14 protein-coding genes are annotated in these 14,799 nt (G+C 66.3%); 6 read left to right on the top strand and 8 right to left on the bottom strand.

Features of this window, described 5'->3' with window-relative positions:
* Nucleotides 1-86: 86 nt before the first annotated feature.
* Nucleotides 87-446 carry a hypothetical protein gene (locus tag G341_RS21255; protein ID WP_018178305.1) on the bottom strand — a complete coding sequence of 120 codons (360 nt, stop codon included), beginning with the start codon at nucleotides 444-446 and terminating at the stop codon, nucleotides 87-89.
* On the bottom strand, nucleotides 443-1,609 hold the full coding sequence (locus tag G341_RS0106505; protein ID WP_018178306.1) for a 3-ketosteroid-9-alpha-monooxygenase, oxygenase component: 1,167 nt from the start codon (nucleotides 1,607-1,609) through the stop codon (nucleotides 443-445). Before G341_RS0106505 ends, G341_RS21255 begins: the two co-directional genes overlap by 4 nt.
* A gap of 177 nt (nucleotides 1,610-1,786) precedes the next feature.
* Here G341_RS0106505 and hsaA point away from each other — a divergent pair, with 177 nt between their 5' ends.
* From hsaA to G341_RS0106535, 6 genes are read left to right on the top strand one after another with little or no spacing between them, the layout of a single operon-like run.
* Entirely contained in the window at nucleotides 1,787-2,971 is a 1,185-nt protein-coding gene (gene hsaA / locus G341_RS0106510) for a 3-hydroxy-9,10-secoandrosta-1,3,5(10)-triene-9,17-dione monooxygenase oxygenase subunit (protein ID WP_018178307.1), read from the top strand.
* A gap of 54 nt (nucleotides 2,972-3,025) precedes the next feature.
* Nucleotides 3,026-3,943, top strand: coding sequence for an iron-dependent extradiol dioxygenase HsaC (hsaC, locus tag G341_RS0106515; RefSeq protein ID WP_018178308.1), 918 nt, complete (start codon nucleotides 3,026-3,028; stop codon nucleotides 3,941-3,943).
* A gap of 18 nt (nucleotides 3,944-3,961) precedes the next feature.
* Nucleotides 3,962-4,531, top strand: coding sequence for a 3-hydroxy-9,10-secoandrosta-1,3,5(10)-triene-9,17-dione monooxygenase reductase subunit (gene hsaB / locus G341_RS0106520; protein ID WP_018178309.1), 570 nt, complete (start codon nucleotides 3,962-3,964; stop codon nucleotides 4,529-4,531).
* Between the two features lie 44 nt (nucleotides 4,532-4,575).
* On the top strand, nucleotides 4,576-5,781 hold the full coding sequence (locus G341_RS0106525; RefSeq protein ID WP_018178310.1) for a hypothetical protein: 1,206 nt from the start codon (nucleotides 4,576-4,578) through the stop codon (nucleotides 5,779-5,781).
* The gene (locus tag G341_RS0106530) at nucleotides 5,778-6,560 is read left to right on the top strand and encodes an SDR family oxidoreductase (RefSeq protein WP_018178311.1); all 783 of its coding nucleotides are present in this window, start codon (nucleotides 5,778-5,780) and stop codon (nucleotides 6,558-6,560) included. Before G341_RS0106525 ends, G341_RS0106530 begins: the two co-directional genes overlap by 4 nt.
* 20 nt (nucleotides 6,561-6,580) lie before the next feature.
* Nucleotides 6,581-7,729 carry a sulfotransferase family protein gene (locus tag G341_RS0106535; RefSeq protein ID WP_155826815.1) on the top strand — a complete coding sequence of 383 codons (1,149 nt, stop codon included), beginning with the start codon at nucleotides 6,581-6,583 and terminating at the stop codon, nucleotides 7,727-7,729.
* 35 nt (nucleotides 7,730-7,764) lie between these two features.
* On the opposite strand, the gene G341_RS0106540 is transcribed toward G341_RS0106535, so the two are convergent.
* The 6 genes from G341_RS0106540 to G341_RS0106565 all read right to left on the bottom strand — a co-directional run bounded on the left by G341_RS0106540 (nucleotide 7,765) and on the right by G341_RS0106565 (nucleotide 14,692).
* On the bottom strand, nucleotides 7,765-8,220 hold the full coding sequence (locus tag G341_RS0106540; RefSeq protein WP_018178313.1) for a nuclear transport factor 2 family protein: 456 nt from the start codon (nucleotides 8,218-8,220) through the stop codon (nucleotides 7,765-7,767).
* 116 nt (nucleotides 8,221-8,336) lie between these two features.
* Nucleotides 8,337-10,367, bottom strand: a complete 2,031-nt coding sequence (locus tag G341_RS0106545; protein WP_043450812.1) for a neutral/alkaline non-lysosomal ceramidase N-terminal domain-containing protein — start codon at nucleotides 10,365-10,367, stop codon at nucleotides 8,337-8,339.
* A gap of 110 nt (nucleotides 10,368-10,477) precedes the next feature.
* Nucleotides 10,478-11,572 (bottom strand): acyl-CoA dehydrogenase family protein, encoded by a 1,095-nt coding sequence (locus G341_RS0106550; protein WP_026303329.1) that lies wholly within the window; start codon nucleotides 11,570-11,572, stop codon nucleotides 10,478-10,480.
* Nucleotides 11,573-11,657: 85 nt separating this feature from the next.
* A complete protein-coding gene (locus tag G341_RS0106555; protein WP_018178316.1) occupies nucleotides 11,658-12,635 on the bottom strand; it encodes an acyl-CoA dehydrogenase family protein in 978 nt (325 codons plus the stop codon).
* Nucleotides 12,632-13,789, bottom strand: a complete 1,158-nt coding sequence (locus G341_RS0106560) for an acyl-CoA dehydrogenase family protein (protein ID WP_018178317.1) — start codon at nucleotides 13,787-13,789, stop codon at nucleotides 12,632-12,634. The genes G341_RS0106555 and G341_RS0106560 overlap by 4 nt, the downstream gene beginning before the upstream one ends.
* Nucleotides 13,790-13,801: 12 nt before the next feature.
* A complete protein-coding gene (locus tag G341_RS0106565; protein WP_018178318.1) occupies nucleotides 13,802-14,692 on the bottom strand; it encodes an enoyl-CoA hydratase in 891 nt (296 codons plus the stop codon).
* Nucleotides 14,693-14,799: the final 107 nt, after the last annotated feature.

Consider the following 14,799-nt stretch of genomic DNA (forward strand, 5'->3'; position numbering starts at 1 on the left):
GGAAATCTGGGCCTGGAGGTGCCCGGTGCCGGCCCAACGCAGAAGGTCCGCACCGAATCGGTGCGGACCTTCTGTCGTCTGTATCTCTAGCGGGCGGGGTTGGCCGGATCGGAGTGGTCGTACTCCTTCGGCAGAATCCCTTCGGCCACACCGTGATCGATGCTCGCCGACAGGCGCGAGCAGGTGGGCACCATAGCCGGGTTGTCCGTCCCGTCGAGCTCGTTGCACCGCGCTCGCGCGTCGGCGTTCCACTGCACGCTGGTGTGGTACGGGCTGTACTTCTTCACCTGCACGCAGGCATGGCAAGTGCGGCATTCGATGTCGCGCAGGCCGCCGGCCAGATAGAACTGCTTGTCATCGGACGTGGCGCGGGCGACGGCCGCCCGCCGCTCCGGATCTCCTGCGAAATCCGGAGCCTTGGACCAGCCCGTCGCCGACTTCGTCATTTCGACGCGGATGCCTTGTCGCGTGCGACCGCGATCGGATCGATGTCGTTGGCCAGATTCTCCTGAACCTCGACGTTCCAATTCTCCAGCGCCTTGGCGGTGTCGATCTCGTATTCGTAGCGCTCGGTCATCTCATCGGTGACATCGGCGGCGTCGACGTAGAACTGCTCGTACCAACGACGCAGCTGGTACACCGGGCCGTCTTCCTCGACCAGCAGCGGGTTGTCGATGCGGCTCTTGCGCTTCCAGATCGCGACGTCCTGCAGGAAGCCGATCTCGACACCCTTGGAGATCTTCTCGACCATCGCGGAGACATGCTCTTCGCTGAGGCCCTCGGGCTTCTTGGCCATCACGCCGAACATCAGCACGAAGGAGTTGCTGTCGATCGGGTAGTGGCAGTTGGTGAGCAGCGTGTCGATGCGGTAGCCCGAGTAGGTCTGGGTCATCGGGTTGAGCATGTAGGACGGACCGTAGTACGCCGCAACCGATTCCAGCTTGGTGTCGCCGTACTTTCCGCCGATCTTGACGTCCGGCCGGCCGTGCGAGTTCATGTACTGCGCGGCGGTCTCGCCCTCGAAGACGTTCTTGAAGTAGTCCGGCAGGGCGTAGTGCACGTAGAAGAAGTGCGCCATGTCGACCACGTTGTCGATGATCTCGCGGCAGTTGGAGCCCTCGATCACAATGCGGTTCCAGGTCCAATCGGTCCACTCGTCCGACTCGTACTCCGGGACCGCCGGGATCACGCAGTTCTCCGGCGGCGGGTTGCCTTCCGGGTCGTTGTAGACGAAGAGTTGGCCGTTGCGGACCATGGTCGGCCACGAACGGGTCTTGGCCAGCTTCGGCGCGTGCTTGGCATAGGGGACGCCGGCGCAGCGGCCGTTGCCCTTCCAGCGCCAGTCGTGGAACGGGCACGCGATGTTGCCGTCCTTGACGAAGCCGTCGGACAGGTCGCCGCCCATGTGTCGGCAGTATGCGTCGAGGATGTTCATCTTCGGGGTGCCGTCTTCAGTCGGCTCGCCCGCCCAGACGACGAGCTTGGTGCCGAACACCTCGACCGAATGCGGCTTGCCGTCGTCGAACTCGCCGATCAGGCCCAGGCAGTGCCAACCGCGGGCGAAGCGCTCCGGGGGTGTTCCGGTGTCGATTTCGCGGACTTCGGCCATATCAGACATCAAATTTCTCCTTCACACGCAACTGCGTACTAGAACATGTTACAAAAGTTCGTCTGCCCCCGCCAACTAGTGGCTGATTAGTGACTAAACGGCCTGGACAAACGTCTATCTCGACAGAAACTAGAACGTGTTCTAATATTGCTCCGTTGCCCCAACTAGGAGGATTCGATGAGTGAGGTCAGGACCGCAGAGGTCGCAGAGGTTCTCGAGCGGATCAATGCGTTGCTGCCGGATATCGAGCAGCGTGCGCAGCAGGCCGAGGATCTGCGGCAGATCCCGGACGAGACCATCGCGGCACTGCAGGACGCCGGCTTCTTCAAGCTGTTGCAGCCGGGGCAGTGGGGCGGCTACGAGGCGGATCCGGTGAGCTTCTACGAGGCGGTTCGACGGATCGGTTCGGCCTGCGGCTCCACCGGCTGGGTCTCGGGCATCATCGGCGTCCACAACTGGCACCTGGCCCTGTTCGACCAGCAGGCGCAGCAGGACGTGTGGGGCGAGGATCCCAATGTCCGCATCTCCTCGTCGTACGCGCCCATGGGCATGGGCGAGGTCGTCGACGGCGGCTACAAGGTCAACGGCGCATGGGCCTGGTCGTCGGGCAGCGGCCACGCGTCGTGGGTCGTCGTCGGTGGCCCGGTCATCAAGAACGGCAAACCGGTCGACTTCGGCAGCTTCCTGATCCCGATCAGCGACTACAAGATCAACGACGTGTGGAATGTCGTCGGCCTGCGCGGCACCGGCTCCAACACCATCGAGGTCAAGGACGTCTTCGTGCCCCGGCACCGCTTCCTGAGCTTCGGCGCGATGAGCAAGAACGAGGCGCCGGGCCTGGAGCAGAACACCGCTCCCGTCTACAAGATGCCGTGGGGCACCATCCATCCGAGCACCATCAGCACGCCGATCGTCGGAATGGCCTACGGCGCCTACGCCGCCCACGTCGAGCACCAGGGCAAGCGCGTGCGCGCCGCCTACGCCGGTGAGAAGGCCAAGGACGATCCGTTCGCCAAGGTGCGGATCGCCGAGGCGTCCAGTGAGATCGACGCCGCCTGGGCGCAGCTGTCGGGCAACCTGCAGGCCGAGTACGACCTGATCCTGGCTGGCGAGGTGCCGCCGATGGAGCTGCGGCTCAAGGCCCGTCGCGATCAGGTGCGCGCCACGCAGCGCTCGATCGCCGCGATCGACAAGCTCTTCGAGAACTCGGGTGCCACTGCGCTCGCGAACGGCACTCCGCTGCAGCGCTTCTGGCGCGACGCGCATGCCGGCCGGGTGCACGCGGCCAACGATGCCGAGCGCGCGTACGTCGCATTCGGCAACGGAGAGTTCGGAATTCCGATCGGCGACACCATGGTCTGATCCTCGGGGATCAGACATCACCCTCGCGGAACTCGACCACTAAGGAACTCTGGAATGACTGACGAAAGCCCCATCAAGTCGCTCGGCTACATGCGGATCGGCGCCACCGACGTCCCCGCGTGGCGCGAGTACGGACTCAAGGTCCTCGGCATGGTCGAGGGCAGTGGCGACACCGACGGCGCGCTGTATCTGCGCATGGACGACTTCCCGGCCCGGCTCGTCATCGTTCCGGACGAGAAGGACCGCTTGCTCGTCTCCGGCTGGGAGACGCAGAATGCCGCAGGGCTGCAGCAGGTTCGGGATGCGCTGACCGCGCATGGTCACGAGTTCCGCGAGGGCACCGCCGAGGAGAAGGCCGAGCGCAAGGTCGACGGGCTGATCGTGTTCGACGACCCCAACGGCAGCCATCTCGAGGTGTTCCACGGGGTGGCGTTGCAGCACCGCCGGGTGGTGAGCCCGTACGGCCACACCTTCGTCACCGGCGAGCAGGGCCTCGGTCACGTCGTGCTCACCACCGAGGACGACGCGGTGTCGCTGCAGTTCTATCGCGATGTGCTCGGCTTCCGGCTGCGCGACTCCATGCGGCTCCCCGCGGAAATGGCAGGCAAGCCGGCGGGATCGGACCCGGTCTGGCTGCGCTTCCTCGGCTGCAACCCGCGCCACCACAGCCTGGCGTTTCTCCCGTTCCCGCAGGCCGCCGCCAGCGGGATCGTGCACCTCATGCTCGAGGTCGAGAACTATGACGACGTGGGCCTCTGTCACGACCGCGCGCTGCGCAAGAACGTCAAGATGTCGGCCAGTCTCGGCCGACACGTCAACGACCTGATGCTGTCGTTCTACATGAAGACGCCGGGCGGATTCGACATCGAATTCGGTTGCGAGGGAAGGCAGGTCGAGGACGACAAGTGGGTCGCCCGCGAGTCCACGGCCGTCAGTCTCTGGGGCCACGACTTCACCATCGGGTTCAAGTAAGCCGATAGGGGAGACGCCATGACACAGGTTCGCGGTAGCTCCGATTTCGATTCCCGGCAGTTCCGGACGGCGATGGGCCAGTTCTGCACCGGCGTCACGGTCATCACCACGACCGACGAGAACGACACCCCGACGGGCTTCGCCTGCCAGTCGTTCGCGGCGCTGTCGCTGGACCCGCCGCTGGTGCTGTTCGCGCCGATGAAGACGTCACGCAGCTGGCCGATCGTCGAACGCGCGGGCAAGTTCTGTGTGAACGTGCTGTCGACCGCGCAGCAGGAGGTCAGTGCGACCTTCGGCAGCCGTGGCGACGACAAGTTCGCCAAGATCGGCTGGGAGCGCTCGCCGTTGGGCCTCCCGGTGATCGACCACGTGCTGACGTGGGCCGACTGCACCGTGGAGCAGGTCGTGGACGGCGGCGATCACTACATCGTGATCGGTCGTGTCCACACACTGGGAGAGATCCTTCAGGACCGTCCGCTGCTGTTCTACCGTGGCGGCTACCTCTCGACCGAGCATCCGCACGTGACTCCGGCTCAGGCCGAGCTGGAGAACTTCTTGACCTGGACCGGGCAGGACACCTGGCTGTAGCCGACCGGCCGGGAGGCGGGTCGCGAACGTAGAGGGAGATTCGAATGGCCGATGCAAACCCGGCGGTGGTGCCGCCGAGCGAGATCACCAAGCCGTTCACGGATGCGATCGCCGAGGCCGAAAAGCTGGTCGCTTCTGCGGAATTCATCCGGACCGAGCAGGACTTGGCCGAGGGCTACGAGTATCTGGCCAGCAGCATCCGCGCGATCGTGCAGCTCGCGTGGGCGTACGACAAGGGGCACCCGTTCTTCGTGTCGTCCACCGGGCCGTACACCAAGATGGGCCTGGACAACCCGGACACGCTCTACTACAGCGCCAACATCGTGGACGACGCCGAGTACGTCGTCACCGGAACGCGCGGGACCACAACCGATCTGGCGTTCCAGATCATCGCCGGTCAATACACCGCGGACGAGGTGCCGCCGGGCGACCAGGCGTTCGACGATCGGCAGCTCCAGATCGAGGACGACGGCAGCTTCGTGGTGCGGTTCGGACCCCCGAAGGACGACGCCGGTCCGAACTACTTCGCGATCGCGCCGGGCGCGACGACGCTGTCGGTGCGCGAGGTGTACAGCGACTGGAACGCAGAACGCAAGGGCAGCATCCGGATCGAGCGCGTCGACACCGTCGGCACCGCGCCGGTCGAGGCCGATGTCGCGGCCCTGACGAAGCGCTACAAGGTCGCCGGCAAGATGTTGCTGTCGCGGATCAACACCTGGTTCAACTTTCCGAAGTGGTTCTACCTGGATCTGCCGGTGAACACCTTCACCGAGCCCCGGCTGACGCCCGGCGGGCTTGCGACGCAGTTCTCGTCGGTTGGCCACTACGACCTGACCGATGACGAGGCGATGATCATCACCGTGCCGAAATCCGCTGCGCCGTATCAGGGCTTTCAGCTCGGCAGCATGTGGTACATCTCGCTGGACTACGTCAACCACCAGACCAGCCTGAATTCGTCGCAGGCACAGGTCGATCCGGACGGCAACATCCGGATGGTGGTGAGCCGCAAGAATCCCGGCGTCGCGAACTGGATCGAGACCACCGGCCGGCAGCAGGGCATCCTGCAGTTCCGCTGGCAGCGCACCGATGCGCCGATCACCGCGAGCGAGGGGCCGACCGCGCAGGTCGTGGAGCTTTCCGATGTGCCGCAACACTTGCCGTACTTCGCGAACAATCAGATCGATGACGCCGGATGGCGCGACCGAATCGCCGCCCGGCAGCGCGGCTTCTCCGAGAGGATGTTGGGATGAGCGGTTTGCTCGATGGCAAGGTCGTCGTGGTCGGGGGTGTCGGGCCGGGGCTCGGCAGGTCGATCTGCATCCAGGCGGGCGCGGCCGGCGCCAAGGTCGTGCTCGCGGCGCGCACACAGTCGCGGCTGGACGACGTCGCGGCCGAGGTCGACGCGGCCGGCGGCGAGGCGCTGACCGTCGCCACCGACATCACCGATGACGCCGCGGTGCAGAATCTGCTGTCGACGACCGTGGACAAGTACGGCCGCGTCGATGCGCTGATCAACAACGCCTTCGCGCTGCCGTCGATGAAACCGCTGGCGCGCACCGACTTCCAACAGATCCGCGATGGCATCGAGCTGACCGTGCTGGGCGGGCTGCGGATGACGCAGACCTTCGCCGAGGAATTGGAGAAGTCCAAGGGCGCGGTGGTCAACATCAACTCGATGGTGATCCGGCACTCCGAGCCGCGGTACGGCAGCTACAAGATCACCAAGTCGGCGCTGCTGGCGATGTCGCACACGCTGGCAACCGAATTGGGCGAGAAGGGGATCCGCGTCAACAGCGTGGCGCCCGGCTACATCTGGGACGATCAGCTCAAGTGGTACTTCGATGAGATCGCCAAGAAGTACAACATCACCCCGGAGATGGTCTACGAGCAGACGGCGTCCAAGTCGGACCTCAAGCGGCTGCCCGAGCCGGACGAGATCGCCCGCGCCGTGGTGTTCCTGGCATCCGATTGGGCGAGCGCGATCACCGGTCAGACACTCGACGTCAACTGCGGCGAATACCACCTCTGACCGCCCGAGAGGACTGAATCATCATGGGACGCACCGATGTCGGCACGATCGAGGACCTGCACGCCTCGGCCACCAAGGCGACGGGTCTGACCGATTTCGGTCAGCAGGACTACCTCGAAGCACTCGGGGTGCTGCTGGAGTCGTACCAGCGCGATGCAGAGCTGACCGAAGACGGCAGCAAGATGAATCGCTACTTCCTGCGGGGTGCGTTGATCGCGCGGTTGCTCAGCGAGGCGTCCTGGGCCGCGAACCCCGGCTATGTCGACCAGAAGATCGAGCGCCCGATCTTCGTCACCGGCCTGCCGCGCACGGGAACGACTGCGCTGCACCGGTTGCTCGCCGCCGATCCGCGCCACCAGGGGCTGGAGATGTGGCTGACCGAGTTCCCGCAGCCGCGCCCGCCGCGCGAGACATGGGCCGACAATCCGGTGTTCCAGCAGATCGAGGCCGGCCTGGCCCGGCACCACGTCGAGAACCCGGAGTACGGCGGCGTGCACTATATGACGGCCTCCGAGGTCGAGGAATGCTGGCAGCTGTTGCGCCAGACCATGAAATCGATCTCCTACGAATCGCTGGCGTACCTGCCGACGTATTCGCAGTGGCTCCAGGGGCAGCCCTGGGTTGGTGCCTATCAGCGGCACAAGGCCAATCTGCAGATGATCGGGTTGAACGACGATCGCCGGTGGGTGTTGAAGAACCCGAGCCATCTGTTCGCTCTGGACTCGCTGATGGAGGTGTACCCGGACGCGATCGTGATCCAGACGCATCGGCCGCCGGCCACCATCATTCCGTCGATGTGCAGCCTGGCCGAGCTCACCACCAAGACCTGGTCGACGAAGTTCCAGGGCGACGTGATCGGTGAGACGCAGTTGGAGCTGTGGGCGCGCGGGCTGGAGAGCTTCAACGCAGCCCGGGCGAAGCACAACGCCGACCAGTTCGTCGACGTCGACTTCCGCGAGCTGCGGGACGACCCGTTCGGCACCGCCGAAAAAATCTATGCCGCAGCCGGAATCGAGTACACCGACGAGGCACGGTCGGCGATGGCGGCGCTGGACGAGGAGAGCAAGTCGGGCGATCGCAAGCCGACGCACAAGTACACCCTCGAGGAGTACGGACTCACCAAGGAGCAGGTCGACGAGCGGTTCGCCGGCCTGGTGCCGACGGATTGAGCCGCGGGCCGGTCATCGGCCGCGGTTCGGGCAGGTCACTCGGTGGGCGCGGTCCAGTTCTGCGGGCCGCTGCCCATCACGGCATAGTTCCCGAGAGCGCCGCGATTGTGCTTGACGCGCCGTGTCATTCGCCATCCGTCAGGCGTGCGGCGCCAGTCGTCGTGGTAATCGCCGAGCGTCCGGAAGAACTGTCCTTCCAGTTCGCCGGTGCCCAGGTGCATGTCCGACACGTAGGCGCGGCTCGTCGCGGTGTCGCCGTCGACGTCGATGAGCACGTTGGCCACCAGATGCTGGGTCGGGCCGCAGTCGTCCAGGTATGACCGGATGATGGCCACCATGTCCGCACGGCTGGTCACGGGGCCGGTGCCGAGGTCGGCGGTCATATCCGCGTCGACCAGCGGATCGATTGCGGCCCAGTCGCGATCGTCCATCGCGCGGGCGATGAGCACGATATTCCGGTAGATCTCGCGTTCGTCCTCGTAATTCGACATCTGGCGACCCTTTCGTCGGTTCTCAGACGAGGGTGCGACATCGCGAGGGGCTCGGCGGGCCCCGTTCCCATCCAGCGAAACGTTCCCATCCAGCGAAACGTGCGATCGAACGCCGATCAGACCACGGTGATCGCCGGGCTGATCCCGGTGATGCCGATGAGCTTGCCGGAGCCGTCGCGCCGGTCGCCGAGGTAGCGGATGCGGTAGCGGCCCTTGGCCGCCGCGGCCGGGACCTTCCAGTTGATCGTGATCTGACTCGCCGTCAGATTCAGATCGGGCCGGGCCCAGTGCAATTCGGTGCAGGCGGAATCGTCGTCATATGCGGTCGACCAGGTGCCGTCGCGGAAATGCTCGACATAGAAGTAGCTGCTGCCGGTCCGTATCCGGTTGTTCGGGTGGGCACCGCAGAACTGGACCGACACGGTGGTGCCGGCCGCGGCCTTGGCCGCGGGTGCGATCACGACGTCGCCGAATTTGTGACCCGGTATCGGTGTATCCGGCGGGATCGGCGGCATCAGATTGATCAGATTGACGTTGGTATTGGCGGGCGTCGGGCCGAGATCGAGTCGCTGGCCGCGGCTCATCGCGCGGGCGAGCCGGTCGAACTCCTGCATGTACGCGCAGAGGGTGTAGCGGCCGAACTGCGTCTCGCCGCCCTCGTATTGCTGCGCCACATATTCTTCGGGCGTGGTCACGTACTGGCTGTACGCATTCGAATAGCCCTGCAGCAAGACGTTTTCCAGCGGCACGTTCAGTGCCTTGGCCACGATGCGCCGCACCCGGAGGCCAGCGACGATGGTGAATTCGGCCGGCGCCCCGCACAGCACCAGATCGCCGATGCGCATCAGCTGGATCGGCAGCACCTGCTGGATCCACGGCCGGGGCGGCATGATGCCCAGCGGGAAGGTGATGAGCTTCGGCGCCTGCACGTCGGCGATCCATTGCGGGGGAGTGGGAATCGCGCCCGCGCCGAGGGCCGCGGCGAACGGATTCACCTCTCCCTCGAAGAAGCCGGGCAGCGGCGTCTTGACGTTGTCCTCGGTGCTGGTGGCCACCGCTCCGGCGCCCATCATGGCGGGCGTGGTGCGGCTGGGCTTGCCCGACGGCGTGTATGCGCCGTCGATGCGGACGTCGGCCATGTTGATGTAGCGGTACGCGTACTGGACGGTGCCGGAGATCTGGGTGACGTTGGCGGCTTCGCTGGCGCGGAACTGGCGCTCGCCGATCATGTCTCGGTTGAGTCGGTGGTCGTCGGTCGGGCCGCTTGGGTGAAAGGGCTGCACGCGCAGGTTCGGCGTCATGTCGCCGGCATTCGTCTGCGGGAAGGCGCAGATCGCGCCCGGCGCAGCCGATTCCGCGAGGTAGCTGGCGTATCCCTTGTTGTCGCAGCTGATCAGGGTGTTCGCGTCGGTGAGCGAGGTGCCGTGGGTGGCGAACCAGCTGATGATGCCGATGTCCTTGCCGCCCTGGCGCAGGTGCAGCACGGTCACCTGCGGGTCGATCTTCCGCGGGAAGATCGCTTTCTCGGCGTTCGGGTTCAGCACGAATGCCTGAGCCGACCGGTTGGCGCTGGCGTTGTGCAGTTCCGAATGACCCAGGTGCAGCGTGCCGGGCCCGACGCTGCGATGCGCGGCATCAATGGCTGCGACGATGCCGGCGATCTCGGACTCGTACGAATTGCGCATGAAGCCGTGGGCCGCAAGCGCATAGGCGTAGTCCCACGCGGTGCCGCCGCACGAGTTGTGATTGTGGGTGGCGTTGATGTTGACGTTTTCTTCGGTGTAGAGCGTGCCGTACTTCTTGCGCAGCGCATCCATCACTCCCACCCGATGCGATTCGAAGACCGCGGCGATGTCGGCGTTGATGAAGACCACCCGCTTGCCGGTGGCGGCGTCCCCGATGATGTACGCGCGGGCCCAGCAGCGCTGCAGCAGGCCGCTGGCGATCTGGTCCAGCTCGGAGTAGCCCATCATGCCCTGATCTGCGATGGCCCCGGTCATATCCGCCTTGCCGGCGCCGACGAGGAAACCCTGCGATCCAGGCGCCGCCGAGGCGCTGCCGGTGCCGGCGATCCCGCCGACCGCGGTACCGACCATTCCGGCGGCCAGGCCGCCCAAAACCGCACGCCTGCTCACGTCAGTGCTCATCAACCGATCAACCTTCCCGGTGAAGTCGTCATGCGGCTGCTGTGGGTCAGTTGCCCCACATCAGGGCCGGAAGGTGACGCTACCGGTTGTTGAGCCTGTGTGCAATAGGGTCAGTCGGCGAGCCCCGCGACGATCTCCAGCTCGGCCAGCGCTTCCGGCTCCGAGCCGAACAGCACGGAATCACTGTGTGCACGTTTGAAGTACAGATGCGCGTCGTGTTCCCAGGTGATGCCGATGCCGCCATGCAGCTGGATGGTCTCCGACGTCACCTGGCGCAGCGCATCGGTGCAGTAGACCTTCGCGGCGGCGGCGAGTGCCGGCGCCTCGTCGGATTCGCGAACCAGCGCGTCCACCGCCGTGTACGAGATCGACGTCGACGACTCGTTCAGCACGAACAGGTCGGCCATCCGGTGCTTGAGCGCCTGGAAGGAGCCGATCACCCGGCCGAACTGGGTGCGCGACTTGGTGTATTCGACCGTCAGGTCCAGCGCGGCTCGCGCCGCGCCGACCTGATCTGCGCTCAGCGCGATCGCGGCGACCGTCCGCAGCTGATCGACCAGGTCGGCCGGGGCGAGGATGGCCTCGGCGTCGACCTCGTCGAACCGCACGGTCGCCAGGGCCCGCGTCGGGTCCAGGACGGTATGCGGCTCGATGGTCACGCCGTCGGTGCCGGCGGCGACCGAGTGCAGCGTCGTGACCCCGCCCGACTCGGCCAGCACGATCAACACGTCGGCGTACTCGGCGTCGAGCACGTAATGCGCGGTGCCGCTGAGTAATCCGCTCTCGGCCCGTACGCCGGGCTGAGCCCAGCCGCGCTCGCCGGCCCAGCACAGGGCGGCGATCGTAGTGCCTTCGGCGATGCCGGGCAGCAGGCGCTCGCAGGCGGCATCATCGCCGCTGCGGAGGATCGCCTGCGCGGCAAGGACGGCGCTGCCGAGCATGGGGACCGGGGACAGGCCGGCGCCGAGCTCCTCGAGCACGACATGCGTCTCGACCAGCGTGGCGCCGATGCCGCCGAACTCTTCCGGAATGGCCAGCGCCGCAACGCCGATCTGCTGTGTCAGCGACTCCCACAGGCCCACGTCGTACCGGGGATTGCCGGCGTAGCCGCGACGAACGTCCGACTGGGCCGCGAGCAGGCCGCGGACCGAGTCGCGCAGGGCCGCCTGCTCTTCGGTGTCGATACCCGGTGCCACTCGACTCATTGCGCTCATGCACGTACTCGCTTCGCTCCGTACGCGCATGAGGCACACGCACTCTGTGTTTGACGATTCACTCGCTGACGCTCGCTCATGCGGTCACCTCGGCCAGCAGGCGCTGGCGGTGGAATGCCGGAGTGCCCCAGGCGGTCAGCAGCGCCTTGGTCTTGGTCAGATACAGCGACAGGTCGTGCTCCATCGTGTAGCCGATGGCGCCGAGCACCTGCAGACCGGTGCGCGAGGCCCGGTAGGCGGCGTCGCCGCAGGCGACCTTGGCGGCCGAGACGTCGCGGGTCGCCCAGGTCGGGTCCACGGTCGCGCCGTCGAGATCCAATGCGGCGCCGTAGATCAACGGCCGCGCCATCTCGATACCGATGGACACGTCAGCGAGCTGATGCTTGATCGCCTGGTACGAGCCGATCTCCACGCCGTACTGCTTGCGGGTCTTGGCGTATTCGGTCGCGATGTCGAGCATCCGCTGTCCGAGCCCGATGAGCTGTGCGGCGGTCGCCAGGGCGCCGATGTTGAAGGCGCGCTCGACGTCGGCCGCATCGGTGACCAGCTCGCCCCTGTCGAGCGCGGCGACAGTCCGGGTGGCATCGACCGAATTGCGCACGGTGCCAGGGGTTCCGCGGTACACGGCGCCGTCTTCGACCAGCAGCACGGAAGCAGCGGCCTCGGTGTTCACCGCGTAGGGGGCCTGTGGCCGGAACGCGACCGTGGCCAACTCACCCTCGGCGAGGGCGGACAGCGAATCGGCGGCCGGCGTGCCGGTCAGCAGCGCCGGCGCGACGGCGATGGTCTCGACCACCGGACCGGGCAGCGCGTGCTTGCCGATCTGTTCGATGGCGACGACGGTCTCCAGGACGCCGGCTCCGGATCCGCCGTTCTCATCGGGGACCAGTAGGCCGGTGATACCGGTCTCGGTCAGCTGCTGCCAGGCCGACAGCGCCGCGGTGCGGTCGCCGTCGGACCAGCTGCGGATGGCGGCCGGCAGGTCCGCCTTGCCGAGCATGTCGTCGACGGTGTCGGCGAGGTCGTTGTGTTCGGACTCGAGCAGGAATCTCATCGGGCACCTCGGGGCAGGCCGAGCAGCCGCTCGGCGATGACGTTGCGTTGGACTTCGTTGGTACCGGCGTAGATCGGGCCGGAGAGCGAGAACAGGTAGCCGTCCATCCACGGATCGTCGGCGAACTCGGCGTCGACATCGAGCAGGTTCAGCGCGGTCTCGTGCGTCGCGATGTCCCACTGCGACCAGAAGACCTTGTTGATCGACGACTCCATGCCCAGCTGGCCGCCCTCGGCGAGCCGGCTCACGGTGGCATAGGTCGACAGCTCGTACGCGCGCGATCCGATCCAGGCGTCCGCGACACGCTCGGCGAGGTTCGCCGGCTTGTCACCCGAATTCCACAGCGCCAGCAGGCGATCGGTGGTGGCGAGGAACCGTCCGGGCGAGCGCAGCGACAGCCCGCGCTCGTTGGCGGCGGTCGCCATCGCGACGCGCCAGCCGTTGTCGACCTCGCCGATCACGCCGGACTCGGCCGGGTTGGCGGGGTCGTCCGGGACGAAAACGTTGTCCAGGAACAGCTCTGCGAAGCCGGGCTCGCCGTCGAGCTGATCGATCGGCCGCCGGGTGACGCCCTCCGCATTCAGGTCGAACATGAAGTAGGTGAGACCGCGGTGGCGCTGCTGCTCCGGATCGCTGCGGAACAGGCCGAATCCCATGTCGGCGTAGCTCGATCGCGAGCTCCAGGTCTTCTGGCCGTTGAGCACCCAGCCGCCCTCGACGCGCGTGGCCGTGGACCGCAGCGAGGCGAGGTCGCTGCCGGCCTCCGGCTCGCTCCAGGCCTGACCCCAGATGTCGTCGGCGCGGGCCATGCGCGGCATGATGCGCGCCAGCTGGCCGTCGTTCGCATGGTCGAAAAGCGTTGGTGCCAGCAGGAAGATGCCGTTCTGGCTGACGCGGCCGGGGGCGCCGGAGCGGTAGTACTCCTCTTCGAAGATCAGCCAGTGCAGCAGCGGCACGTCGCGGCCGCCGTACTCCTCCGGCCAGCTGACGACCGACATGCGGGCGTCGGCCATCTTCCGCTCCCACTCGCGGTGCTGCTCGAAGCCCTCCGGCGAATCCATCGACTTCAGCGGCTGCGCCGGAACGTTGGCACGCAACCAGTCTCGTACCTCGGCGCGGAACTCTTCGGCCGCACTGTCGAACAACAGATCCATCTGTATCGCTCTCTACTTGGCGCTGTCGCGCATGCTGTGGGCGTCCATGCCGCCCAATGAGTCGCCATTGGCCTCGACGTTGGCGCTGTGGGCGAAGTGGTGCCACCCGAACACCGAGTCGATCGAGTTGCGCAGGCCCATCTGGTCCTCGCAGATATTGACGGCCTTCTTGGTCAGCGCGAGACCCAGCTGCGGCATCTCGGCGATGCTGGCCGCGATCTCGTTCACCTTGCCGTCCAACTCGTTTCGCGGCACGACGTGGTTGACCATGCCCCAGTCCTGCGCCTGCGCCGCGGTGAACCGCTGGCCGGTGTACAGGATCTCCTTGGCCCGGCGCGGCCCCAGGACGAAGGCGTGCGCGAAGAACTCCACGCCCGGGATGCCCATCCGCACCACCGGGTCGGAGAAGAAGGCGTCGTCGGAGGCGACGATGAAGTCGCAGATCCAGGCGAGCATCAGGCCGCCGGCGATGCAGGCGCCGTGCACCTGCGCGATCATCGGCTTCGGGATCTCGCGCCAGCGGCGGCACATCCCGGTGTAGACCTCGATCTCGCGGGCCAGTCGCTGATCGGCGCCGGTGCGATCGGTGTGGTCCCAGTACAGCGACGCCACATTCGGGTACTCGACGGTGAAGTCGCGCTCGGGGGTGCCGATGTCGTGGCCGGCGGAGAAATGCTGGCCGTTGCCGCGCAGCACGATCACCTTGACGTCGGCGTCCTGGACAGCCTTCACGAACGCGGCGTCCAGCGAATAGGTCATCACCGAGTTCTGCGCGTTGCGGTAATCGGGACGGTTCAGCGTCACGTATGCGACTCCGGCGGCCACCTCGTAGGCGACGGGCGAAGTATCCGGACCCAGCTGGTCCGGCGTGAGCGGTGCAGGGATCCCCGCGGCTTCGGCCATGCCGGACAGACTACCAAGCAAATGCTTGGTAGGGATACGGGGTGGTGATTCGGCCGAGTCTGCGCGATGCCGTCGCACGCGAACGCCATCGGCGGATGCTCGGCGTC

Origin of the sequence: Jongsikchunia kroppenstedtii DSM 45133 (assembly GCF_000380485.1) — a bacterium.
Lineage (GTDB): Bacteria > Actinomycetota > Actinomycetes > Mycobacteriales > Mycobacteriaceae > Jongsikchunia > Jongsikchunia kroppenstedtii.